This window comes from Mycoplasmopsis gallinarum DSM 19816 (assembly GCF_000621085.1).
Classification (GTDB): Bacteria; Bacillota_I; Bacilli_A; order Mycoplasmatales; family Metamycoplasmataceae; genus Mycoplasmopsis; species Mycoplasmopsis gallinarum.
The window spans coordinates 20,376-46,035 of sequence record NZ_KK211211.1 but is presented as its reverse complement, the minus strand read 5'-3'; the positions used below and the strand labels follow the sequence as shown (position 1 = coordinate 46,035).

General features: G+C 25.6%; 23 protein-coding genes and 1 other RNA gene. 17 read left to right on the top strand and 7 right to left on the bottom strand.

Annotation, left to right across the window (positions count from 1 at the left end):
* The first annotated feature begins 8 nt into the window (after positions 1-8).
* The 5 genes from truB (at position 9) to Q346_RS0103125 (ending at position 4,619) form a co-directional block, all read left to right on the top strand.
* Complete coding sequence (gene truB / locus Q346_RS0103145; protein ID WP_027333024.1) at positions 9-866, top strand: tRNA pseudouridine(55) synthase TruB; 858 nt, start codon at positions 9-11, stop codon at positions 864-866.
* An 8-nt stretch (positions 867-874) separates the two neighbouring features.
* On the top strand, positions 875-1,723 hold the full coding sequence (locus tag Q346_RS0103140; RefSeq protein ID WP_036438090.1) for a YcsE-related riboflavin metabolism phosphatase: 849 nt from the start codon (positions 875-877) through the stop codon (positions 1,721-1,723).
* A 138-nt stretch (positions 1,724-1,861) separates the two neighbouring features.
* Positions 1,862-2,179 carry a cupin domain-containing protein gene (locus Q346_RS03940; protein WP_036438087.1) on the top strand — a complete coding sequence of 106 codons (318 nt, stop codon included), beginning with the start codon at positions 1,862-1,864 and terminating at the stop codon, positions 2,177-2,179.
* A 10-nt stretch (positions 2,180-2,189) separates the two neighbouring features.
* On the top strand, positions 2,190-3,074 hold the full coding sequence (locus Q346_RS0103130) for a UTP--glucose-1-phosphate uridylyltransferase (RefSeq protein ID WP_027333022.1): 885 nt from the start codon (positions 2,190-2,192) through the stop codon (positions 3,072-3,074).
* 18 nt (positions 3,075-3,092) lie between these two features.
* Positions 3,093-4,619 (top strand): endonuclease/exonuclease/phosphatase family protein, encoded by a 1,527-nt coding sequence (locus Q346_RS0103125; RefSeq protein WP_027333021.1) that lies wholly within the window; start codon positions 3,093-3,095, stop codon positions 4,617-4,619.
* A 39-nt stretch (positions 4,620-4,658) separates the two neighbouring features.
* Here Q346_RS0103125 and Q346_RS0103120 read toward each other — a convergent pair whose 3' ends face one another.
* From Q346_RS0103120 to Q346_RS0103095, 6 genes are all read right to left on the bottom strand, one after another.
* Positions 4,659-4,961, bottom strand: coding sequence for a Smr/MutS family protein (locus Q346_RS0103120; protein WP_027333020.1), 303 nt, complete (start codon positions 4,959-4,961; stop codon positions 4,659-4,661).
* Positions 4,961-5,779 (bottom strand): DNA-formamidopyrimidine glycosylase, encoded by an 819-nt coding sequence (mutM, locus tag Q346_RS0103115; RefSeq protein WP_027333019.1) that lies wholly within the window; start codon positions 5,777-5,779, stop codon positions 4,961-4,963. The genes Q346_RS0103120 and mutM overlap by 1 nt, the downstream gene beginning before the upstream one ends.
* 91 nt (positions 5,780-5,870) lie before the next feature.
* Positions 5,871-7,184 carry a glucose-6-phosphate isomerase gene (locus Q346_RS0103110; RefSeq protein WP_036438084.1) on the bottom strand — a complete coding sequence of 438 codons (1,314 nt, stop codon included), beginning with the start codon at positions 7,182-7,184 and terminating at the stop codon, positions 5,871-5,873.
* Positions 7,177-7,947 (bottom strand): hypothetical protein, encoded by a 771-nt coding sequence (locus tag Q346_RS0103105; protein ID WP_027333017.1) that lies wholly within the window; start codon positions 7,945-7,947, stop codon positions 7,177-7,179. The genes Q346_RS0103110 and Q346_RS0103105 overlap by 8 nt, the downstream gene beginning before the upstream one ends.
* A 23-nt stretch (positions 7,948-7,970) precedes the next feature.
* Positions 7,971-8,432, bottom strand: coding sequence for a hypothetical protein (locus Q346_RS0103100; protein WP_027333016.1), 462 nt, complete (start codon positions 8,430-8,432; stop codon positions 7,971-7,973).
* 5 nt (positions 8,433-8,437) lie between these two features.
* A complete protein-coding gene (locus Q346_RS0103095; RefSeq protein ID WP_027333015.1) occupies positions 8,438-8,770 on the bottom strand; it encodes a S1 RNA-binding domain-containing protein in 333 nt (110 codons plus the stop codon).
* A gap of 303 nt (positions 8,771-9,073) precedes the next feature.
* Here Q346_RS0103095 and Q346_RS03935 point away from each other — a divergent pair, with 303 nt between their 5' ends.
* From Q346_RS03935 to Q346_RS0103055, 8 genes are all read left to right on the top strand, one after another.
* The gene (locus Q346_RS03935; RefSeq protein WP_051521810.1) at positions 9,074-10,486 is read left to right on the top strand and encodes an MAG3090 family protein; all 1,413 of its coding nucleotides are present in this window, start codon (positions 9,074-9,076) and stop codon (positions 10,484-10,486) included.
* A 73-nt stretch (positions 10,487-10,559) separates the two neighbouring features.
* Positions 10,560-11,921, top strand: coding sequence for a glycine--tRNA ligase (locus Q346_RS0103085; RefSeq protein ID WP_027333014.1), 1,362 nt, complete (start codon positions 10,560-10,562; stop codon positions 11,919-11,921).
* A 47-nt stretch (positions 11,922-11,968) separates the two neighbouring features.
* A complete protein-coding gene (dnaG, locus tag Q346_RS04045; RefSeq protein WP_051521809.1) occupies positions 11,969-14,047 on the top strand; it encodes a DNA primase in 2,079 nt (692 codons plus the stop codon).
* Positions 14,048-14,099: 52 nt separating this feature from the next.
* A complete protein-coding gene (locus Q346_RS0103075) occupies positions 14,100-15,647 on the top strand; it encodes an RNA polymerase sigma factor (RefSeq protein ID WP_051521808.1) in 1,548 nt (515 codons plus the stop codon).
* A gap of 1 nt (position 15,648) precedes the next feature.
* Entirely contained in the window at positions 15,649-16,434 is a 786-nt protein-coding gene (locus tag Q346_RS03925; protein WP_051521807.1) for a Nif3-like dinuclear metal center hexameric protein, read from the top strand.
* A 52-nt stretch (positions 16,435-16,486) separates the two neighbouring features.
* Positions 16,487-16,978, top strand: coding sequence for a dUTP diphosphatase (locus Q346_RS0103065; protein ID WP_027333012.1), 492 nt, complete (start codon positions 16,487-16,489; stop codon positions 16,976-16,978).
* A 15-nt stretch (positions 16,979-16,993) separates the two neighbouring features.
* Positions 16,994-19,708, top strand: coding sequence for a magnesium-translocating P-type ATPase (mgtA, locus tag Q346_RS0103060; RefSeq protein ID WP_027333011.1), 2,715 nt, complete (start codon positions 16,994-16,996; stop codon positions 19,706-19,708).
* An 8-nt stretch (positions 19,709-19,716) separates the two neighbouring features.
* Positions 19,717-20,799, top strand: a complete 1,083-nt coding sequence (locus tag Q346_RS0103055; RefSeq protein ID WP_027333010.1) for a M42 family metallopeptidase — start codon at positions 19,717-19,719, stop codon at positions 20,797-20,799.
* 74 nt (positions 20,800-20,873) lie between these two features.
* On the opposite strand, the gene Q346_RS0103050 is transcribed toward Q346_RS0103055, so the two are convergent.
* Positions 20,874-21,680 carry a TIGR00282 family metallophosphoesterase gene (locus Q346_RS0103050; RefSeq protein ID WP_027333009.1) on the bottom strand — a complete coding sequence of 269 codons (807 nt, stop codon included), beginning with the start codon at positions 21,678-21,680 and terminating at the stop codon, positions 20,874-20,876.
* 82 nt (positions 21,681-21,762) lie between these two features.
* On the opposite strand from Q346_RS0103050, the gene whiA reads away from it, so the two are divergent.
* From whiA to Q346_RS03920, 4 genes are all read left to right on the top strand, one after another.
* Positions 21,763-22,596, top strand: a complete 834-nt coding sequence (whiA, locus tag Q346_RS0103040) for a DNA-binding protein WhiA (protein ID WP_027333008.1) — start codon at positions 21,763-21,765, stop codon at positions 22,594-22,596.
* The gene (gene holA / locus Q346_RS0103035) at positions 22,596-23,543 is read left to right on the top strand and encodes a DNA polymerase III subunit delta (RefSeq protein ID WP_027333007.1); all 948 of its coding nucleotides are present in this window, start codon (positions 22,596-22,598) and stop codon (positions 23,541-23,543) included. The genes whiA and holA overlap by 1 nt, the downstream gene beginning before the upstream one ends.
* Positions 23,544-23,560: 17 nt before the next feature.
* An RNA gene (rnpB, locus tag Q346_RS04110) (RNase P RNA component class B) lies at positions 23,561-23,836 on the top strand.
* A gap of 104 nt (positions 23,837-23,940) precedes the next feature.
* Positions 23,941-25,644, top strand: coding sequence for a M28 family metallopeptidase (locus tag Q346_RS03920; RefSeq protein ID WP_051521806.1), 1,704 nt, complete (start codon positions 23,941-23,943; stop codon positions 25,642-25,644).
* The last annotated feature ends 16 nt before the right edge of the window (positions 25,645-25,660 follow it).

Sequence of the window (25,660 nt, the reverse complement as noted above, 5' to 3'; positions counted from 1 at the left end):
ATATTAAAATGTTCTATTTAATAAACAAAACTAAAAACATTTCATCATTTAAAGCAATTCGCGATTTTGCAAATAAACTTAACATAAAAAAAATAGGTCATAGTGGTACATTAGACCCTATGGCAACCGGGCTATTATTAGTAGCTACTGATGAAGATACTAAATTAATTTCTTATTTAAAAAATAAACAAAAAACTTATCTGGCTACAATTCAATTCGGAGCTCAAACTGACACTTATGATGCCGAAGGTAAAATAATTAAAATTTCAAATGAGAAAGTCAGAGAAGAACAAATTGAAAAAATAATTAGTTGATTTTATGATCAAAAATTACAAAAACCTCCAATTTATAGCGCTAAAAAAATAAATGGACAAAAAGGCTATGAATTAGCAAGAAAAAATCAAACAGTAGAGTTAAAAGAACAAGAAATTAAGGTTTCAGAAGTAAAAATAAATGAATTTGATTTTGCTAAACAAGAATTAAAAGTCGAACTTGAAGTTTCAAATGGAACTTATATTCGCTCTTTAGCCAATGATTTAGGTTTATATTTAAATACTTTCGCCTATTTAAGTGGCCTAGAAAGAACTAAAATTTCAACTCTAGATAAAAAATTATTAAATGAGAGTGAATTTGTTAAAATTGATGTTGAACCTCTTTTATCTTTGCCTATTTTAAAACTTGATTTTAAAATTATTCAGAGATTAAAAAAAGGTCTTTCTCATACATTTATTAATAATAATTTTTCTGATAGCAAATACTTTCTTGTAGATGAAATCAATCCAAAAGAAATATTGGGAATAGTTAATTTAACAAGCAAAGAATTGAAAGCAGAAAAACTTTTCGGAAATAAATTACAAAAATATTAGGAGTATTAATGAAACTCTCAAAAAATGAATTAAAAAGCAACATTAAAATGGCAGCTTTTGATGTTGATGGAACCATTATGGCATTCGGCCATCCAGAATTTACTGTTAAAATGAAAGAAACTTTCAGTGATTTAGCAAAAAATCATATTTATTCAATTATTGCATCAGCTAGAGAATTTGTTACAATTGGAAACTTTCTTGAACAATTACCTACTTTAGATTATTTTATTGGTGCTAATGGAATGTTTATTTATGACTATAAAAATAAAAAAATGTTATACGAAAAACCAATGAAATATGATGAAATGATGCTAATTTATCAAAATATTTTAAATGATCCAAATTGCGAAGGTTTTAATATTGTTGATTTAAAAAACGTTTATTATAGCGATGGAATGAATATTGATACTTGATTTTTAAAACCACATCAAGCTAAATTGAAACCTATGTCTCAAATTGAAGAAATAGACAAGGAGCATATTCATATTATTACCCTCAGTTCTTATGATGAACAAACAACAGAAGCATTAGCACAAAAAGTAGAAAAAATAATTGCTGAGCATAATTTAGATTTAGAAGTTAATTCAAGATGACATAAAGGATTATTTGTAGCTCCAAAAGGAATTTCTAAATTCAATGCTTTGGAAATTTTGGCTCAAAAATTAAACTTAAGTGCAAGTAAAAATTTAATTGCTTTTGGTGATAGTGGTAATGATTATGAAATGATTGAAAATGCTGCTTATGGAGTAAGAGTTGGAAATCATGATGAACATTTAAAAACAATTGCTGATGATGCTGCGATGAATCCAATTGATGATGGCGTTTATTACAAATTAAAAGAATTAAACTTAATTTAACAAAACATTTATAAAACAAAAACTTATAAATGTTTTGTTTTTTTATTCATTTAGATCTAATATTGCTATTTGATTAATCGTTCTTATTTACTTTATTAGCTTAAATAAATCAATTTAAAATAAGGTAAAATTTAATTAATGAAAAATTTAGAAGTACATAATTTATATAAAATAGTCAAGAAAATTTCTAAAAATCAAGAAATAAACTATTTAGTGACTAAAAAAGATGATTTTGAATTAGAACTAATTTTTTCTAATCATACTAAAACTACATGATTAAGCGATAAAAGGTATGAATATGTGTTTTTGATTAAAGGTAAAGCTGAAATTGAAACCGAAAATAAGCAAAAAATTAAATTAAAAAGTGGAGATTTTTTCTTAATTCAACCTAATTTAAAACATCAAGTTGTGAAAACTTCTAAAAAAGCCATTTGAATTGCAATTTATCATAATTAAAGGAATTAAAATGAATAAAAAAGTTAAAAAATTAATTATTCCAGCTGCAGGGTGAGGAACTAGATTCTTACCCATGACTAAAATAATTCACAAAGAATTAGTACCAATTTTAAATAAACCAGTTATTGATTTATTAGTTAATGAAGCTATAGAATCTGGAATTGAGGAAATTATCATTATAATTAGCCCACGTAAAAAAGATTTATTAAAATACTTTGCGGTAGATTCAGATTTACAAGATGAATTAATACATAAACATAAAGAAGAATTATTAAAAATTGTAAAAGAAACCAACAAATCTCAAATTATCACTAGAGTTATTCAAAATGAACAACATGGTCTTGGCCATGCATTGGCAGTAGCAAAAGATTATGTTAATAATGAACCATTTGCTGTTATTTTAGGTGATGATTTAATTAAATCTGAAGTTCCTGTAATAAAACAAATGATTGATTTTTATAATGAAAATAATCAACCTAATATTTTAGGAGTGCAAACTGTTGAAGCAGAAAATGTTCACAAATATGGAATTGTTAAACCATTGAATGAAAATGAAAAAAATAACAAATATTTTGAAATAGAATCTGCTGTTGAAAAACCAAAATTAGCAAATGCGCCATCACATAAAGCAATTTTAGGTCGTTATATTTTTAATCCTGAAATTTTAGATATTTTAAGTGCAATTGAATATGATGGCAAGAACGAAATTCAAGTAGTAGATGCCTTCAAAAAATTGCAAAATATGTACAATCAAAAAATTTATGCTTTTGAATTTGAAGGCACAAGATATGATCTCGGTTCTATGGAAGGTTTTGTTAAAGCGAATATTGATTATGCTTTAGCTAATCCAGAAATTAAAGATAAAATTTATGATTTTATAAAAAATAAAATTTAATCCATAGGAGTCTCAATTATGTCAAAAAAATTTAATTTATTTATTTCTGCTTTATCAGTTAGTTCTTTGCCTTTTATTGTTCTTAGTTGCAATAAAAATGAATCAAAAGAAGAAAGTCCAAAAGAAGAAAGTTCAAAAGAAGAAAGTAAAGCTTTAGTTGATCCAGGTACAACCGAACCTTCTACTCAACCATCTCAACCAGCTCAACCTACTATTCAACCTGAAACTGAGAAAAGTGTCAATCAACCAACCGAAGAAAATTTGAATTCAATGCAAGTCAATTTCACTTTGAAAGAAGAATTTGCAGATGAAAAAATTCATTATTTAAATTTATCTAATCCATTGACTTATTTAGATTATTCTTTAAATAAAGAAAAATTTGATATTAGTATTGATGGCAAACCATCATTAAATAATGAAACTAAAAGTATTAATTTTAACTATAAAATAGTTAAAAAAATTGATAATACTTTTTCTGATATCAAATCTTTTGATTTTCATGATCCTATTTTCTTTGAAAAATATTATTTAAATAAAATTAGAATCGGACTTTGAAATGTGCTTAATTTTAGTTTAACTAACACTAATCGTAATTGAGTGGCTTTAAAAACAAAAGCAATCTCTGCATTAATTAATTATTTACAAATTGATGTGCAAGGTTTGGTTGAAGTTGATAATGAAGAAGCTGTAATTGAATTAGTTAGACAATTAAATGAATTAAATGAAAATGCAAAATGAGATTATTTAATTTCGAAAGATGATGAAGGCGGAATAAATGTAAGAAATCAAAATAGAGGTCAACACGAAAAGGTTGCTATTTTGTTTAAAAGAACTAAAGTTAGACCACAAAAATTTAAAAATAATAAAGTTGGGACTTCATACAATAATGAAAATTATGAACAAAAATGGTCTAATTTTAATATAGGTTATGTTCGCCCTCCATACGGTGCTAAATTTGAATCAAACGGAATCAATGTTGAAGATTTTACAGTTGTTTTCAATCACTTTGACAGTCCAGATAATAACACCAAATTTGGAGAAGGACAAAGAGAAAACTCAGTAAAACTGGAAAATGCACGTCTTAAACAAGGTGGACAAGAATTAGATGAAGCCTATAACTTAGTTAATTTAATGACATGATATGATGATTTGGATGAAGATAATGATGATTTAATTTTTTCTGGCGACACAAACATTAAAACCGGAAATGAAGAAGTTGCTTTTGATTCTATTAAGAAAAAAGGTTTCAAAAGTTTAATTCCTGATATTCCAGAAAATAACACTTCTTTAAATACTAATTGAGGCTATGCAAATGCCTATGATAAAATTTTCTACTCTGGAAATAAAAGAACAGAAAATGCCAACTTTTTCCCGTTATATAATTATTTTAAAGAAATTGCTAAACCAATAATTGAAAACATAAACACCTTTGAAGAATGAGTGGAATTAGCAAAAAGTGTTAATAAGAATTACAAATCAGAAAGTTCATATATTAGATCTTTAATTAGCGATCATTCGCCTGTATATTTTGACTTTGTTTATTAATAATAATTAAAAAATATGAGAATTAAAATCTCATATTTTTTAATTATATTTATCATCTAAATCCAAAACAGGATATTCATCAATTGCATAATTTTCAAAATCAGTATTCTGATTATTTAGATGGTTAGTAATTAAAATGGCTCCACCATCATTAACAACTTCTCAAGTTAAATTACTATAATTACTTAATTCTTCAATAGCTAAAATTCTTAAAGCTCCAGTGCCTTTGCCAGTTATTATAGTAGAAAAAACTATTTCATTTTCAATAATTTCTTCAATAAATAAAACTATTTTGCTTATTGCTTGTTCACGTTTTAAACTATGTAGATCCAAAGTTTTCATTATTTTTGACACACAGGACAAAAATAAGTGCTTCTTTGTCCAATTTCAACTCTCTCTATTTTGTTATGACAAATCTGGCATTCTTGATTTTCACGCATGTGAACTTTGAGTTCATTTTGATATTGACCTTTTATTCCATCAACAGATGAATAAGATTGAATGCTTGAACCGCCTAATTCAATTGCACGATCGAGAATCATTTGACTATTTTTTAAAATAGTTTGAACTTCAGTCAATGATAATTCATTTGCTTTTTTAAATGGATTAATTTGTGAAGCAAAGAGAATTTCATTAGCATAAATATTCCCAATTCCTAAAATAATACTTTGATCTAATAAAGCATTTTTAATAGGAATTTTTCTTTTTTGTAATTTTTGATAAAACTCATCCAAAGAAGTTTTATTTGGTTCTTTAGCTAAATTTTCTAAAGGCTTACCAACAAATAAATCATCTTGTGTTTTTATATAAAATGTTCCGAATTGACGTGCGTCATTGTAATATAACGCTGAATCATCGTCAAAAATAAAAACTAAATAATCGTGTTTAGTTAAATTGCGTAAATATTTATGAGTGAAATATTTTCCAGTCATTCTTAAATGACTGAGTAAATATTTCTCATTACTTAATTCAAAAATAATATGTTTTCCTAAATTTTTAATATTCAAAATTTTTTCATTTTTTAAAAATGCTGAAAATTCTGCAATTGATGCATTTTTTAGCATTTTTTCACGATAAACTTGAACATCTTTAATTGTTTTATTTTTAATTTTGCTTTGTAAAGCTTTTGTAACGGTTACAACTTCTGGCATTTCTGGCATAGTTAATTAATTATAAATAATAAAATAAAAAATAAATAGAAACATGAAAGTATAAATAAGAGCAAAATAAAAATTCGCTTTTAAGCGAATCTTAGTTTAAATCTTTTAATTTTCTAAACATATTTGTTTTATAAACTTCAACTCCAGGTTGATTAAATGGATTGATACCTAATAAATAAGCACTCATTGCTAGAGCACGTTCAAAAAATTGGAATAAATAACCTAAGGTATATTCATTTTTATTTTCAATTTCAATTCAAATATTTGGAACTTCACCAACTTCAAAATGTGCATCGATTGTACCCTCAAATGCAGTTTGATTGACTTCTGACATTTTCTTGTTATTTAAAAACTTTAGTTGATCAAGATCAATATTATTACTTTGTAAAGTTATATCTTCATTACTATTTTTAAAAGTTAAAACCGTTTCAAATAAAATTTGATTATTACCTTCTTGAATTCATTGACCAAGAGAATGTAAATCAGTAGAAAATAAAGCACTTGCTGTGAAAAGACCTTTTGAATTTTTGCCTTCACTTTCGGCAAAAAGTTGTTTTCATCATTCAGCAAAATAAATTAATTTTGGTTCGTAATTTACAAACATTTCGATTAAATAATTATATTTTGATGCCAAAATATATCTTGCAACTGCATATTGATATGCATTATTTTGACTAAGATCCTGTACATTTGCATCAATATTAGCGGCTCTAGCACCATTTAAAATTTCTTCAATATTTAATCCTGCTAACATTAAAGGGAAAAGTCCAACCGGGCTTAAAACGCTAAATCTGCCACCAACATTATCAGGGATAACTAACGTTTCATATTTCATTGTTTTAGCAATATCAAATAGAACTCCTTTTTTAGCATCCGTAGTTGCTACAATTAGTTCTTTTGAAACATTAATTCCCACTTTATTCTCAAGCACCTTTCTAAACTCGCGAAAAGCAATAGAAGGTTCCAAAGTTGTACCACTTTTGGAAATTACATTAATAGCAAAATTTTTATTTTGAACATATTTTAAAGTTTCTACCAATGCTTCTGCACTTAAAGAATTTCCTGCAAAAACTAATTCCATTCCATTTAAATTTTGTCCATAATTACCATAAAAATATTCATATCCTGCTTTGGCTCCTAAATATGAACCACCAATTCCAATTACAACCACTGTATCAATTTTCATTAATTTTCATTTGTTGTAAATTTCTTGCATTCTTTTAATTTGTTCCAAATTAAAAGAATCGGTTGGTAAATCCAGTCACCCTAATCAGTTATTTTCAGCTACATTTTTGGTAATAAGATTATTATGTATTTTATTTACTTCTGTTTGATATTCCATAATTTCATTAAGAAAATTGGTTTTAACTTTATTTAAATTGATTTTTAAAATTGATTTACTCATAATCTATCCTTTCAAAAGTAAAGGGACTGTAATTTTTCAAGTAAGCTTGAAAAATATTATTTCAATAAATAAAAGCAATTAAATTTCCTAGACTTTTTTCGCTTTTTTCTTTAATTTCAATTGATATTATGGGGCATCTAGCAACATTTCTTAATACTTCAAGCACACTTAGATTAACTAAATTATTAAAATTAGAAAATAAATTAACATTTGTTTTAACTTCTAAATCTTTCAATAGCAGTTCATCACTCAATTGATAATCAAAAAATTCTTTGTTTAAGGCAAAATATGTCACAAAATAATTTTGATTTTCCATAATTTTTTGTCCATAAGTTTGCAAATCTTGATTAACCAAAATAGAAATTGGAAAAATTCGATTTAATTGATTATTGAAATTCAAAAAGGCCTGTCATTTAGTGAATTTAATAGTTGCTTCTTGATTATTTAAAACTAAATTAATTTTTTTATTTTTCACAATTTGATTATTTATTAAAGCAAATTGTAAAGCTTTGTTAAATTTAATTTCATAATTTTGTCAATAAGTGTTGGATTCAATATAACCAGTAATTAAGGCATCAATATTGATTCCTTTTAAATAAAGCAAAATTAAATTAATTGGATTTAATAAAGCAAAATTTGAATTAAAAATAGAAGGAATGAAGAATTTTTGCTTCTTTGATAAATCAAACATTTCAAATTCGTTTTGCAAATTTTCTTTGGTAAGATAAAAAATTTTTTGATTTAAATTTGTAATTTTATTCAAATTTTTAATTAATTTAAAAGCATTTAAGATAAATTGTTTAAAATTTTCAGCAAATTTATCAAAACTAATAATGAAAATAAAACATTATTGTTTGAAAAAAGATTTTTTTTAGTTTTTAGTTGCTTGATTAACTGATTAGTTGAGTAAGTATTAGAAAAAAAATGAAATTTGATGCGATTATTTTGCAATAAATCATTATTTAATAAAAAAGATTCGATAACTTGAAAATTATTTTCACTAGTTCCATCGCTAAAAATTACAATATCTTTTATTGGATAACTTAAAATTTCTTTTACAAAATTTTTAATCGGTTTGATTGTTTGTTTATTGTAATTAAGGTACATTTCATGAAAAATAAAATTTTCATAACCTGGTAAATTTCGATTACTCATTTTTTTGAATAAAAGATTTACTTTTTCTTGCAGTCATTCGTCTTCTAGATTTAAATTAAAATTGTATGCCTTAAGTTTTAATTGATTTGACATCTATATTACTCACTTTTTAAATCTTTTTCAATTGAATTAAATAAAGTTTCAAAACCATGTTTAGTGTGATTTAATCGATCTGTAAATGGAGAATTACAATACCTAGGATGATTCAATTTAAAATTACCAAGTCCAAAATTCTTTTCTGGATAAAAAGCTTGTGCAACAAAGTTGATTTTTTCATTTAATTTAAAATCACTTAAAACATGAATTTTTTTACTATCCGAAATATTGGCTAAAGGAATAAAAAAAGTTACATTATGTCCAATTTTTACACTTAAGCCCGTATCTGCTATTTTTTTAATTTGTCCAAATAAAATATCGCCTTTTTTATACATAATGTATTTAATTATAATAGTTAGTAAACTAATTTTTTCAAAATAACTAAAAGTCTTAATTGAAAAAACTTTTTTGAATAATTCTTTTGATTAAAAAAATCAAAAAAATAGGAGTTAAATTAGCTTATCTGCCTATAAAAAAGCAAAAAACAAAAATTTAGTTTTTTTGTTTTATTTTTCAAATTATTTATATATATTTAATAAACTTAAAAAGTTTTTACTTTATAATTAAAAACATAAAGTCAAATAAAAATAAAATATTCAATTTACCTATAAAATAGGCATTTTTTCGAAAGGCAAAATATGAAAAGACTTAATTGTACTTATGAAGTATCAAAAGATGCACAATATCCTTGATTACTTAAACACCCAAAAATTAAATCAGGTTTAGCAAAATTTAAAACTAGACAAGAAGCACTTGAATGATATATGTTATTAAATTTTGAAACTGCAATTTGATTCCAAAATGAAAAAAGAATTTTCGCAGGTCAATTAACTATTGATAATGATGATAAAAAATGATTCTACTACATCAAAACAGCAGGTTTTGATGGTGGTGCTACTTATGAAGGAATGTGTGAGGAATTAAACATTAATCCTAAAAAATTTACTCACAATAATGATGAAGCAGCAAAAAGATTAAAAAATCTTGATTTTGTATTGTTACATGATCCAAACACTTATTTCCCACCAGAATTAGAAATTGCCAAAAAAGAACGTAAAGATGTTGTTGATGTTGAAGCACTAAGATCAGAAATTGAAGAATTAAAATCAGAGTTACAAGCAAGAGAAGAACAAACTGCAGAAATTTCATTATTAAAAGAAGAACTTGAAAAATCAAGAATTCACACAAATGAAGTTGAAGACAAAGTAAATATTACTGAAAAAACTATTGTAAAAACAATCTATGAATATGATTTATCAAAAGCAAAAGATACAGTTGAATATAGAGAATTTATTAATTTAGATTCAAATGATTATATTGCTGCTTTGGTTTTATATTTAAACAAACTTGAAACAGTTAGAGATAATTTAGTTGAAACTGTTGTATCAAAAGCTGAATACGCTAGAATTGAGAAGAATTTTAATGATTTAGCTCACCAAATTGTTTCATTAAATGACAAAGAATTCAAAAATAAACCTTATTTACAAAAAATTATTGAAAAATTAAATAATGTTGAAACAGAAATTTTAAACAGCTTAACTGTAAAAGAAGATTTAAATGATGAACCTGTAAATAATGCATACTATTACAATAAATCACGTAGTTTAAATATTCCTGTTTCTTATGAAACTTCATTTGTTTTAGTTGGTTTAATTCATGCTGGTTTTGTTCCAAGATCAGAATATCCTTATCCAATTGATTATGTAGCAAATGATTTTAATTATGGAATTGTGGTATTAGAAAAAGAACCTACAACAGTTACTAAAGCTTCTGTTTGTGAATCTAAAAAAGAAGAATGCAATGGATGTGAATCTAAATGTGCATGTGCTGAAAATTGCAAATGCGATGACAAAGACTTTTGAAATAATCAAGCATTAGCACAAAGATTAGACGGGGAAGCAAATGAAAATGCACTTGTTAGTGAAAAAGAATCTGGTTGATTTACTTTCTGAGTAATTTTCTTGTTATTAATTCTTATCGGTTTAGTAGTAATTGCAACATTAGCATTATTACAATACTTCGGCGTAGGATTATATTTCCCAGTAAACTAATTTAATGGTAAAAAAGCCCATTGTAAAATAGGCTTTTTTACTTTTTTATATATAGAAATCATGTGAGGAAAAAATGAAAAACACTGATAAAAATGTAGTTAAATTAATTAATCATTTAAAAGCCACTGGATTTGTTTTTCAAGGTAGTGAAATTTACGGAGGTTTAGCTAATACTTGAGATTATGGACCATTAGGCGCGTTATTAAAAGATAACATTGAAAATTTTTGAAAAAGAGAATTCATTACAAAAGAAAAAAATAATTATCTTTTAGATTCAAAAATTTTAATGAACCCCCAAGTATGAGTAACAAGTGGACATGTGTCAAATTTTAACGATCCTTTAATCGAAAACAAAATTAATGGCAAAAGATATAGAGCTGATAAATTAATTCAAGAAATTAATCCGGATTTGGTGCCTGAAACAATGTCTTTTGTTGAAATGAAAAATTTTATAGTTGAACATTTTCCAACTTATGAAAATGCTAAAACTAATTGATCTGACGTAAGAACTTTTAATTTAATGTTCGAAACTCGGCAAGGTGTAACAGAAGAAACTAAAAATAAAATTTATTTACGTCCTGAGACTACGCAGGGAATTATGGTTAATTTTAAAAATGTCCAAAGAGCAATGAGAGCAAAAATGCCAATGGGAATTGGACAAGTTGGAAAAAGTTTTCGTAATGAAGTAACTCCTGGTAATTTTATTTTTAGAACAAGAGAATTTGAACAAATGGAATTGGAAGTTTTTTGTAATCCAACCGAAGCAAATGATTTACATGAATATTACATTCAGAAATCTGTTAATTTTGTTAAAAAGTTAGGACTTCAAAATGAAAATATTCGTTTAAGAAAACACGAAAAAGAAGAATTAGCTCATTATTCCGACGCTACAAGTGATATTGAATATTTATTTCCATTTGGTTGAGGTGAACTTCTTGGAATCGCAAACAGAACTAATTTTGATTTAAAATCACACATGGAAGCAACTGGTGAAGCTTTAGATTATTTAGATCCAGTAACTAATGAAAAATATATTCCATATGTTATTGAACCTTCAATGGGATTAGATCGTTTAATGTTTGCTATTTTAATTGATGCATATGATGAAGAACAAATAACTGAAAATGACACCAGATTAGTTTTAAAATTAAATCAAGAATTGGCACCATATAAAGTTGCTATTTTACCTTTAGTTAAAAAACTAAATGAAAAAGCCCAAGAAATTTATAATGCTTTATTAGATAAAAATATTTCAGTTGCATATGATGAATCTGGTTCAATTGGTAAAAGATACAGAAGACAAGATTCAATTGGTACACCATATTGTGTAACTATTGATTATGATACTTTAAATGATGGATGTGTAACCATCCGTCATAGAGACACAATGGAACAAAAAAGAATAAAAATTGAAGAAATATTTAATTTTTTCTAAATTTCATTTAAAAACTAAATATTTCTAATTAAAAATAAAGGGGTACAATGAAAAATATTTCTTCTTTAATAAATGAAATATTATCAAAAGCAGACATTGTAAAAATCATTGAAGAATATATTCAGTTGAAAAAAAATGGGCGCAATTATGTGGCAATTTGTCCTTTTCACAATGATACAAGTCCTTCAATGCAAATTTCACAAAGTAAACAAATTTTTAAATGTTTTGCTTGTGGTGTAGGCGGTAATGCCATCGCTTTTATTTCAAAATATAAAAAAATCCCTTTTTACAGTGCTTTAAATTATTTAGCTGATAAATATGGAATTAATTATGATTCAAATTTATTTGCAGTTAATGCACAAAAAATTGAATATACAGAACAACAAAAAAAGATAATTGAACTTTTAGATAGAGTTAACAATTTTTACAAGATTAAGTTTCAATTAGATAAAACATTAGTCAATGAAAAGTTAAAACAATTTGCTGAAAAAAGACAAATAAGCGAAAAAATTGCTGATTATTTCAATATTGGATATGCAGATGAAAAATCATTTACCGATTTTTTCAATGATGATTTAAAAGAAAATATTGATGTTTTTGTAGGTGCTACACTTTATGATTTGAATACAAAAAAATTAACTTTCAGAAATAGAGTTACTTTTGCGATTCAAAATGAAGAAGGACATGTTGTTGGTTTTAGCGCTAGAACTTTAGAAAAAGAAGAAAAACCGAAATACATTAATAGTGCAGAAACTGAGTTATTTCAAAAATCAAAAATTTTATATAACTTTTATAATGCGAATCAATCTTTAAATAATAATACAATCATTATAACTGAAGGTTTTTTTGATGTAATTGCTTTGTATAAAGCAGGTTTTGATAATGCAGTTGCTTTAATGGGTACTGCATTAACTAAAAACCATTTAGAATTATTAAAAAATAAGCAAGTAATTTTATTTTTAGATGGAGATAGTGCCGGACAAAATGCTACATATAAGAGTTTATTATTTCTTTTAGAAAACAATATTTTGCCCAAAATTGTTAATAATAAAAGTACAAATGACCCAGACGAACTGTATGAAGAAAAAGGGGCAGAACATTTACAAAAATTGCTTAATAAAACAATTACAGCCTTCGAATTTGCATTTTATTATTTGATTAATAAACACCAAATTGACTTTAGTCAAATGAGCAAAAATATAACAGGGATGGAAAGTTTTATTAATTTCAAAATTGAATTAGTTGAAGTTTTAAAATATGCAAATGATGAAATGAAAATGTATTTTCAAGCTTATTTTAAAAACAATTTTGATTTTGATTTAGTCATTCCGAAATTAAATCACACAAATCAGATTTATAAGATTAAAAAAGATCAATTTACAATCGGTAAAAAGAATATTAATAAAAATTTTAGTTATAAAAATAATGTTGTTAGTTATACAAAATCTAATTTTAATGTAATTAAAGAGCAAGAAGAGATGATCAATGTTTTACAAACATTATATTATATGGTATTAAATCATCCTGATTTATATAAGATTTTTTATGAAATGGAATACCCTAGATTACAACTTAATGATGGGATTCAAATTAATTTATTTTTAAATAATAATGATGATTGAGAATTGTTTGAAGATAATGAAAGTGAAGGAAAAGAATTTTTATTAGCAGAACTTTACGCAAGATTAATGACTAATAAATTTTTAAAAGAGGAAGAACTTACACTTTTAAAAATGGAATATCAAAATTTATTTGATTCTATCTCAGAACAAACGAAAGAAATAATTAATTCATCATACGAAAACGCCAAAATAGATAACGAAAAATGATATCAAGAACAACTTTTTGAATTAAATACAAAACAACATTTAGCTAATTTTTTAAAAAATGAAAAAAGTGAAAATGATGAAAAAGATCTAAAAGAAATAAATAAATTAAAAGAAGAAAGATTACTAATTTTAAAAAGTGCTCTAATTGACAAAATTTATAATGAAATAGATAGATTAACTGCAATTTTATATAAAAATATTGAAAAAAAATATAGTGCAGATTATACAAATGAAAAAATGTTAAAAAGAACAAAAGATTATCGTGATAAATGGGAAAAAATTTATTCAAAAAAATAATTTTAAATTTAATATATTAAAATATTTAAATTGATTTTAATAAGGAGTGATCATGGGGAGACATAAAAAGGAAGTTAAATCAACTATTAATTTAGTTGAAAATAGTTTGGATGATGCTATTCAACTGGTGAAAAACTATGCTAAACATGAAGGTTTTGATAAATTACAACAAAGTGAAGTTTTTGACTTTTTAAATAAAAATAATTTAGAAATTCCTGATGAAAATATGGATGAATTTTTATCTTCATTAATCAAAGAAAATGTTTTATCAGATGAAACAGATGAAGGTGATTTATTCAATGTTTCTGAAGAAGATCTTGATGCGGAATTAAATGCATTGAGTGAGGAAGAATTAAATCTTGAAATAGAAGATGAAGATGATGATTTTTCTGATGAAAATTTAGAAGAAGAAAACGAAGATTATAAAAAAGAAGAAAAAGAAAATGCAAAAAAGAATGACATAGAAGAAGACTTCGACACAGAAGATTTATCTTTATCATTGGATTATGAAGGAGACGATTTTGAGGAATATGATTCATTTGGTAGCGATGAATATTCTGATGAAAGTTCTTATGCAGAAGATGAAGATGATTTTCCAGTTAAGAACAAAAAAAATTCTAAAAATGATGATTTAGCAATTATTGATTACGATACAGAAGAAATTAATATTGATGACTTAGGTGATGGTAGAAAAAGTGCTAAAGAATTAAAAAACAAGTTAACTGAGACTAATGACATTGTCAAGTGATATATGCGTTGAATTGGTAAATACGGAAAATTATTATCACAAGAAGAAGAGCAACAACTAGCTCAACAAATGGAACTTGGTGGTCTTAGAGGTAAAAGAGCAAGAGATAAATTAATCAAAAGAAATTTACGTTTAGTTATTAACAACGCAAAAAAATATAAAAATAGAGGGTTAAGTTTTATCGATTTAATTTCAGAAGGAAATTCTGGAATTGTTAAGGCAGTTCAAAAATATGATGTTTCTAAAGGTTTTAAATTTTCAACCTATGCAACTTGATGAATTAGACAAGCTATAACAAGAGCTGTAGCAGATCAAGCTAGAACAATTAGAGTTCCAGTTCATATGGTTGAAACCATCAATAAAATAACCAAAATTGAACGTGAATTGCAACAAGAAAATGGCGTAGATCCGACTGATGAAGAAATTGCTGAAAGATATGGTAACGGATATACTGCTGAAAAAGTTAGATATATAAGAAAAATTAATATTGATCCAATTTCACTTGATAAGCAAATAGGAAAAGAAAATGATTCATCTTTTAGTGATTTTGTAAAAGATGAAAATGTTATTAATCCAACTGAATATGCATCACAAAAAGAATTAAATGAAACTTTAAACATCATTTTAAAAGAAACTTTAGATAAAGATGAATACGTTTTAATTTGTAAACGTTATGGTGTAGGCGAAGATCCTGATAATAACAATGAAAAATATAAAATCCATTCTTTAGATGAACTAGCCAAGGAACGTGGGGTTTCTAAAGAAAGAATTAGACAAATAGAAAACAAAATTTTACGTAAGTTGAAAAATAACAATAAACGTGGAAGATACTTAAAAGATTTTTTTAGATAAAATGAGAATTAATACATTAACAAATTATTTATTAGGAAAATTTCCCTTAAGTGAAGCTGAAATTTGAGATCCTTCTGGTTTTTCTCTTAAATTTAATACAAATCAAAGATTGACTGGAGTAGTTTTATCAATAGATTTAACTTCTGATGTTTTAGAATTTGCAATCGCTAAAAAATGTAATTTAATAATTACTCACCACCCTTTTAAATTTTTAAAAACTTGAGATGATGAATTTAAAAGCTGTCCATATAAAAAAGATTTAGTAGCTAAATTAAGTCAGCATAAAATTTCGGTTATTTCTTTTCATACTAATTTTGATAATGCTAAATTAGGAACTTCAAAAGTTATTGCTCAAAAAATGGGATTTAATAATTTCAAAACTTATTCTGAAAATTATCCTTGCATTGTACAAGAAAAAATTAAGGCTTTTGAATTAATTAATTTAATTAAAAATAAACTAGATTTGACAGCTTTACAAATTAATTTTGATAAAAACAATTTAATTAATGAATTTGCAATTTTAGCTGGTAGTGGACCAAGTGATTTATTGTTGCAAATTCATCAAAATTTAAATATAAATTATTTCATCACTTCAGATGTGCGTTGAAATCAATGAATTTTATATGAAGAGGAAAAAATTAATGTAATTTGTATTCCACATTTAGTTGAACAAATTATGATTAATGAGTTTGAAAGATTGATTAATTACTTTTTGAAAATTGAACAAAAAACAGAAAGTATTCAAATATATTCATATAAACAAGAGGAAAAATATCACAATGTTTAAGAATGTCATTGCGATATTTTTTTATTATTAATTTTATTTATATAATAAACATATGAATTTAAAAAATATTTACGAAATGCAAAAAGAATTGGATAAAAAAATCGGCGAAAGAACTGATTTAAATTTACCTAAACCAAAAAAATCAAAAAAAGCCCAAGTTTTGGCTTTATTAGTTGAAACAGCAGAATTTGCCAACGAAGTGCAATCTTTTAAATACTGAAAAGCAAATAAACAAATCAATGAAAACAAAATTTTAGAAGAATTTGCTGATGTATTACATTTCTTAGGATCACTAGGGTATCAATACAAAGTCGATAGTGATATCGAACCTCTTGTTGCTTCCGAAGATGTAAATGATCAATTAAGTGTGTTATTTTCAAGTATTACAAATGCAATGCACAATTTAAATAAATATGTTATAGCTGAAATAATTGCTTTAGCTTTGGGAACTGTAAAAATTTTAGGATATTCTAATGAAGAAATTTTAAAATGATATGAAATAAAAAATAAAATTAATCACGAAAGAATATTAAATAAATACTAATTTATTGGAGGTCATATGTTTAAATTTGTTAAAAAAAATAACAAAAATGATCTTAATAATAATGAAATAAAGAACAAATTAAAATATTTTTCAGACCAAAAAATTTCAACTGTTTTTGAAGAATTAAATTCAAGTGATAAAGGTCTCAAAGATAGTCAAATTGAAATTAATCAAAAAAAATATGGCTCAAATAAATTGATTAAAAAAGGAAAAGGAAATATTTGAAAATTAATTTGAGAATCATTTTTTAATCCTTTTTCAATTATTTTAATTATTTTGGCTTTTATTTCAGCAATCACCAATATTATTATCCCTTTATCAAAACATCAAAGCATCGAATATTCTGATTATGCAACAGTTATAATCATTACAATTATGGTTTTGGTAAGTGGCATATTACATATAGTAAATGAAATTAGATCATCTGCAAGCGCAGAAAAATTGGTTAAATTAGTCCAAACCACAACAAGAGTAGAACGTGATGGAATCTTTTATGAAATTCCATTAGAAGAAGTAGTTGCTGGTGATATAGTAATTTTAGCAGCCGGAGACATAATTCCTGCGGATGTTAGAATTTTGAGTGCCAAAGATTTATTCGTATCTCAATCTTCATTAACTGGAGAATCAGATGCTATTGAAAAACATTCTCGAAACCAAAACAGAGATGCTGATGCGAACATTACTGATGCTTCAAATCTTGCTTTTATGGGTTCTAATGTTATTTCAGGCTCTGCAAGAGCAATTGTTATTATGACTGGAAATAAAACTTATTTAGGACAAATTGCACAAAAAATAAGCGAAAAAGGACCTAAAACAGATTTTGAAAAAGGAATTAGAATAATATCATTAATTTTAATTTCAATTATGTTAATAATTGCTCCATTTGTATTTTTAATTGTTGGTTTTAAAACTAATGACTGAATTAATGCGCTTTTCTTTACTATTTCTATTGCAGTTGGTTTAACACCAGAAATGTTACCAATGATTGTTACAAGTACTTTAGCTAAAGGTGCTTTATCTATGTCAAAAAAACAAACAATTGTTAAAAATTTGAATTCAATTCAGAATTTTGGGGCAATGGATGTTTTTTGTACCGATAAAACCGGAACTTTAACAATGGATCAAGTTGTTTTAGAAAAACATTTAGATATTAATGGTCAAGAAAATATCAAGGTTTTACAATATGGATTTTTAAATAGTTTTTATCAAACAGGACTTAAAAATTTATTAGATATTTCAATTATTAATCGAACAGAAGAACTATCTGACAAAAATCCAATTTTGCAAAATTTAGAAAAACAATACACAAAAATAGATGAAATACCTTTTGATTTTCAAAGAAAAAGAATGTCTGTTTTAGTAAAAGATAAAAGTGAAAAGATTCAATTAATTACAAAAGGTGCCATTGAGGAAATGCTTAGCATTTCTAAATATATTGAAATCGACAATAAAATAGTTGAGATTAATGAAGAAACCACAAATAAAATTTTAAAAAGAGTAGATAAATTAAATGATTCCGGAATGAGAGTTTTAGGAATTGCACGCAAAAATACTGAAAATTTAGCAGGCAATTTATCAATTAATGATGAAAATGAAATGATTTTAATTGGTTATTTAGCCTTTTTAGACCCACCAAAAGAATCAACTGCAAGTGCAATTAAAAAACTTCATGATTTAGGTGTTAATGTAAAAATTTTAACAGGCGATAACGCTAGAGTAACAAAAGCAATTTGTGAAAAAGTTGGAATTAAAGCAGAAAAAATCTTACTTGGTAAAGACTTATTAAAAATGAGCGATGAAGAATTAAAAGCGATTGCTTATGATTACGATATTTATGCCAAATTAAGTCCAGATCAAAAGGCTAGAATTATCGAAGCTTTAAAACAAAATAAACATGTTGTAGGCTACATGGGAGATGGAATTAATGATGCTCCAGCTATGAAAGTAGCAGATGTATCAATTTCTGTAGACACCGCTGTAGATATTGCTAAAGAAACTGCAAATATCATTTTGCTAGAAAAAGATTTAAATGTTTTAGCGACTGGAATTATTGAAGGACGTAAAACATATACTAATATGAATAAGTACATTAAAATGACAATTAGTAGTAACTTTGGAAATATTTTAAGTATTTTATTTGCTACTTTCGCAATTAATTGATTTCCATTTTTACCAATGCTACCTATTCAAATTTTATTTTTAAACTTAATTTATGATATTTCTTGTGGAGCAATTCCGTGAGACAATGTTGATGATGAATTTATTACTAAACCGCGAAAATGACAACCAATGTCAATCGTCAAATTTATGCTATGTTTTGGTCCAGTATCATCAATTATTGATATTAGCTTCTTTTTACTAATGAGATTTGTATTTATTCCTAACGTAATGCATATTACTAATATTAATTCAGCAGAATTCGCAATTTTATTCCAAACAGGTTGATTTATTCTTTCAATTTGAACTCAAGCATTAGTAGTGCATTTTATTCGAACCAAAAAAATTCCGTTTATTCAATCAAAAAGTTCAAATATGTTAATTTTATTAGGATTAAGTGCAATTTCTATTATTACGGTTAGTCCTTTAATTCCTGGATTATCAAGTGCTTTAAAATTGCAACCTTTACAACCATTATTTTATTTAATGCTAATTGGTTTAGTAATTAGCTACATAGTATTAGTATTATTAGTAAAATGAATTTATGTTCGTAAAACGAAAGAATTATTATAGGAGAAATCATGTCAAATTATGAAACTTTAAAAAATAAATTGAAAAATTATATGGCAATTGAAGCAATGAGCAGATATGAAGAGCCTGTGGCTCAAATGCTCAAAGAGAATACTAATCATCCTAATTTTACTTATTCAAGAGATAATTTAGGTTCATTAATTATTAAAAAAACTTCTCAAAAAGCTAATGCGCCTAAAATTATGATTGCAGCGCATATGGATGAAGTAGGTTACTTAGTTCGTTCAATCGAAGAAAATGGTGATTTATTACTTTCAGTAGTTGGTGGTGTATGACCTGCTGCTATAATTGGAACCAAAGCCAAAATTGTGACTAATCGCGAAAATAAAATAATTTATGGAGTTTTTGGTCACACTTCAATTCATATTATGGAAAGAGAAAAAGTATCTAAAGTTCCAAGCACAAAAGAAATGTATGTTGATTGTGGTTTTAAAAATAAAGCAGAAGCAATTGATTTCGGAATTGAAATTGGTGATCGCGTTTATATTTCTGGCGAATATATTGAAATGCCTAATGATTTAGTTGGTGGAAAAGCAATGGATAATCGTGCTGGAGTAACTATTGTTGATATGTTAGCTAATAATATTGCTAATTTAAATTTAGATAGTGAGATTTACTTAGTTGGAACTGTGCAAGAAGAAGTGGGCTGTAGAGGAGCAAAAACTTCAGTTTCTTTAATTGAACCTGATTTGGCTTTTGCGATTGATACAGGTGCTTGCCACGACACAACAGGAGCTATTAAAGGAACTCCAGTTTTAGGCAACGGAGTGGCATTATTAGTTCAAGATGGTGGAATTATCACTAATCCTAAATTCACAGAAATGTTAATGTCAATTGCAAGAAAACACAATATCCCAACTTATAAATATATTGCAGAAGGTGGTTCAACCGATGGTGCAGCTTTACAATATGGCAAAGGTGGAGTACCAACTATTACCCTTTCAATCCCTCAAAGATACTTACATTCACCAATTGGAGTTGCTTCTTTAAAAGATATTCAAGCAACATTAGATTTAATTACAGAATTTGTCAAAGAATTTAACCAAGAAAAATTGCAAGAAATTTTAAACTAAAAATTGGCCTTGAGCCATTTTTTTATTGAATTTAAATATTGTAAAAAATGACACATTAAATCAATAATGTATCATTATTTAATATTAATTGCCTTAATTGAATTATTTTGTTTATTAATAGTGTTAAATTTCATTAATACAGCATTAAATTGAGATCTATTTTTAGAAACAGTAAATCGAACATTAGCACCAAAACGCATTTTTTGATATACATCATTAAAATTTGCACCAATAGCACTATCAATTGGCCCACACATCCCAGCATCAGTAATATAACAAGTCCCTAAAGGCAATACGTGTGCGTCATTAGTTTGCACATGAGTATGTGTGCCAGCAAAACCATCTACTTTACCATCTAAATATAAGCCTAAAACATATTTTTCACTAGTTGTTTCAGCATGAAAATCAACAAAATGAAAATCAGCTTTTTCCTCATTATTTAAAATAGAGTCTATTTTATCGAAAAAATTATTCGCTTGGTTTTCTTTTCAGGGGCTTAAAAGCGGATTAAAAGAAAGCCCCATTAAAGATGTAATTCGTAAAGTTTTGTTTTTTAAATTAACTATTTTTGTACCAAAACCCGGATAAGAATTTGAAACATTAGCAGGTCTAACTAAATCACCATTATTTATAAATGAAAGAATTTCGCTATTGGCTCAAACATGATTACCCATAGTAAAAAAATCTACACCTGCCTCTTTTAAAGTTAAATAATCATTTTTATTTAAACCTTTTCTTCCGGAAACATTTTCACCTTGAGCAATCACAAAATCAATTTTGTATTTATTTTTTAATTTAGGTAATGTTTGTTGAACAATTTCAATTCCAGGAGCGCCAAAAATATCCCCAATGAATAAAATTGTTAATTTTTTATTTTTCATTTTAAAAATCTTTTCTACTTATATATTTTTAATATATTTTACATTTAATAAATATAATAAATTATATTTAAAAGGATAAAAAATGAATTTTACAACTGAAATAAAAAATGAAATTATAAGTATCAAGAGAACACAAAAAGAAATGCTTGAATTTTTAATTGGTTTATTAAGCGCTAAAGCCGTCAATGATTTAGAACAAAATTTAATTTTAAAATTTTTAAATAACACCTTTAAAGAAGAAACAATTAAAATATTGGAAAAATTGAATTTAAAATTTATTTTGGACAAAAGCAGTATTTTAATTTATAAACATCAAGTTAATTTTGCTTTGCCAATGAAAAATTTATCGCATTTTTTTGCAGGTTTTTTCTTTGGTTCAGGATCAGTTGCAAATTTAAATCAAACTTCTTATCACTTACAATTATCCAGTCCATATGAAAATATCATTAATGAAATTTTGGTGAAATTAAATTCTTATAATTTAGGGTTTTCTTTAGTAAAACATAATAATAAATATGTAATTTTTGTTAAAAAAAGAGAAAAAATTTCTGAGTTTTTAATGAGAATTTTAGCTCATAAATCTTTTTTACGTTTCGAGGAAGAATATATTGAAAGAGATTTCAATAATTCTTTAACCAGATTAACTAATATGGATATTTGCAATTTAGAAAAAGTTGCTCAAGCCAATGTAATTAAAAATCAAAATTATGAAATTGCTCTTAAAAATAAATTGTTAAGCGATTTTAGTGAAAAAGAAATAAAAGCGTTCGAAATACTACATGAAAATTTAAATTGAAGTATGTCTATGATTCTTGAAGAATTAGAAAAAAATAATATTAAAACTTCCAAAAGTTCATTAAATTATTGATTTAATAAGTTAGCTAAAAAGGTTGAATTATTTAAAAAAGGAGAATAATGCATTTAATTATCGGAGATTCATTATTTTTGATTAATCATAAAATTAAACAAATCAAGGAAACGAAAAAAATTAAAGATCTTGAAAAAATAGACTGCAGTGAAAATTTTGATTTAAATGATTTATTTTTAGCAACTAATTCTAATTCATTATTTAATGAAACCAAAATTGTTGCAATTTGAAATTTTCCATATTTTGTTAATAAAATCGCAGAAACAGTTAAAAAAGATCTTTTATCTTTTATTCAACAAATAGAAAATAATGAAAATGAAATAATTTTTGTAATTCCTGATTTGATTGAATTAAATAAATTAAATAATAATTTTTTTACTAAATTTATTTTGGAAAATGCCAAAATAATTGAAATTAAAATTCAAAATGAACGTGATTTAAGTAATTTGATTATTGATTATGTAATTTCTAAAAAAGGAACTATTGATTTTTTAGCAAGTAAATTATTAATTGAAAAACTAAATGGAAATATTGATTTAATAATAAATGAAATTAATAAATTATTACTTCTAAACCCCTTAATTAATTCTAAAGCAATCGAAAACAGTGTTCAAGCAATCATAAAAGACGATCCTTTTGCATTAGTTAATGCACTTAAAACTAATGATTTTTCGACAATTTGAAAAAAATATAAAGAACAGCTTTCACTTGGTTCAGAAATAAATTTACTAATTTCTCAAATAGCTCAAACTTTAATTTTGGCGCATCAAATTTATGGATATAGTAAAGTTCAAAAAAAATTAGAAGATTTAGCAAGAGATCAGAAAATTAATCTTTATCGCTTAAAAAATATTAACTATCTTTTAAAAAATTTAGGAATTAGCAAAATTAAAAACTTATTAAAAGATTTAGCTAAACTAGATTTAAATATCAAAAAAGGAATAATAGATGCCAAAATTGGATTTGAAAGACTTTTGATAAAAAATTTCTATTAAATTAGATATAATGAAAAAGCATTGGCCAACAGCTGCTTTTTAAGTAGAGGAAAGTCCACGCTAGCACAATCTGAGATGATTGTAGTGTTCATGTTGGATCTAATAAATCCAAGCTTAGACGACTAGTGCCACAGAGACGAGAATTGTGAAACGCGGTAAACTCCATGAGCTAGAAACCCAAATTTTGGTAGGGGAACTTTTTCAAGAGAATTCAATTAAGAAAAAGAATTATCTTTTTTGATAATTAGATAAATTGTTGGCGCTCTTAAGAGTACAAAACGTGGCTTATAGATGCAAAAGCACCATTTTAGGTGCTTTTTTTATTTCTTTTTTTCAAATAAAGAAAAGAGAAAAAAATAAAAATTTATAATTTATATAAATGTTTTGAAGGAGAAATATGAAAAAAAATGTAGTTTTAACTCTTAGTAGTTCAATTGCTGTTTTTGGAACAGTTGCTATTGCAGTAAGTTGCAATAAAGATAAGGAAGAAAGTAAAAATACTATTTCAAATGTAGATTATGAAAAAACTGATGTAGGAAATTTTTATAATAAATTTGAATTAGAAAATCACGGACGTATTGCTGGAAATATTTCTAATGTTTCTAATTATGATGAAAGTACATACAAATTTAGAGATTTACAAGATCCAAATAAAAAAAGTTTAGATTCAAATGATATTGTTTTTAAATATGATTTAAACACTACAATTACAAATGATGTAAACAATTATGGTAGTTACCATGCATTTTTATGATTAAAAGAACAAGTAAAACAAATGAATTATGCTAATTTAAATAGCACAGATGTTATTACTTATCCTGAATTGCAAGATGTTCAATTGCAAAGTGAAAGTAAAATCTATAAAGGAAAAACTTATCAAAATTACAAAATGGCTACTAATGAAAATGTAGTTAATATTTTAAAAGAAGCACGTTTTGAAACTCAATCAAGTTATTATGAAACTGGAATTACTATTCGCAAAAATGAAGAATTTAAAAATCAAGTAATTGAAAATATGTTAAATAAAACAGGATATCAAGGACAAGGATTTTTATTCCATGCAAAAGATAAATTAAGAGATGGCAAATATATGGCGAATAATTTGGGAAATAATTTAATTGTTTCAATTCAGCCAGAAAATCCAGGAATTACAGAAGAAAACAAAAGTCAATTAAAAGATTTATATATTGTTGCTCACTATGATTCAACAACCTCAAGCACCAATCACCTTTCTTGAGGGGCTACCGATAATGCAACTGGAGTTGCTTCTGCTTTAGCATTATTAAAATATTATTCAACTGCTGAAAATAGAGCTAAATTAGGTACAAGATTGCATGTGATTTTTGTAGATGCAGAGGAATTAGGCAAATATGGTTCAATTGCGTTTGTAAAAGAATTTATGGAATCTAAAAAAGAAACTTCAGGAGAAAATGAAGTTGAAACCAACAAATTATTATTAAGTGCTGCTGGAATGATTAATTTCGATACAGTAGCCGGTGGTGATAATATGTATGTTCATTCACCAAATTCAAACCCTGATGTTGATGTGGTTAAGGGCAATATTTCTTCTTCAATTAGAGATCAAATTAATGCAATTTCAAGAATTAGAGCCAAAGATAAAAATGATATTGAATTAGAGTTAGAAATTCACCCACAATTTGAAAAAAATAGTTATCGTGCTGGAGAAACAGGCGATTGATCAGACCATATGCCATTCTACCAATATGCTAATATTCCAATTGCCTATGTTGAATCAACTAATTTTAATGTCTTTTCAAAATTTAATGAATATGATGGTTATGCTCAAACCAACAATCCAAATGCTTGAATAGATAAAGATGGAAATAAAATTAATTTAGTTCCAAAAGCTAAAAATGGTTCAAATATTGTTTTATGAGACTTACCTGAAGGCGTTAGCATGGAAAATGTGGTAATTGCAGGAGACATTTGACACTCAGATTTAGATAGATATGATTGAGTTAAAGAAAATGTTGGTAACAAAATTTATAAACAATTAGACACTGTTGTTGAAACAGTTAAAGAATATTTAACTTCAGTTTGACATATTTCTTCAAATCAGACAATAGAATTAACAATTTAATTTTAAATAGACGAGA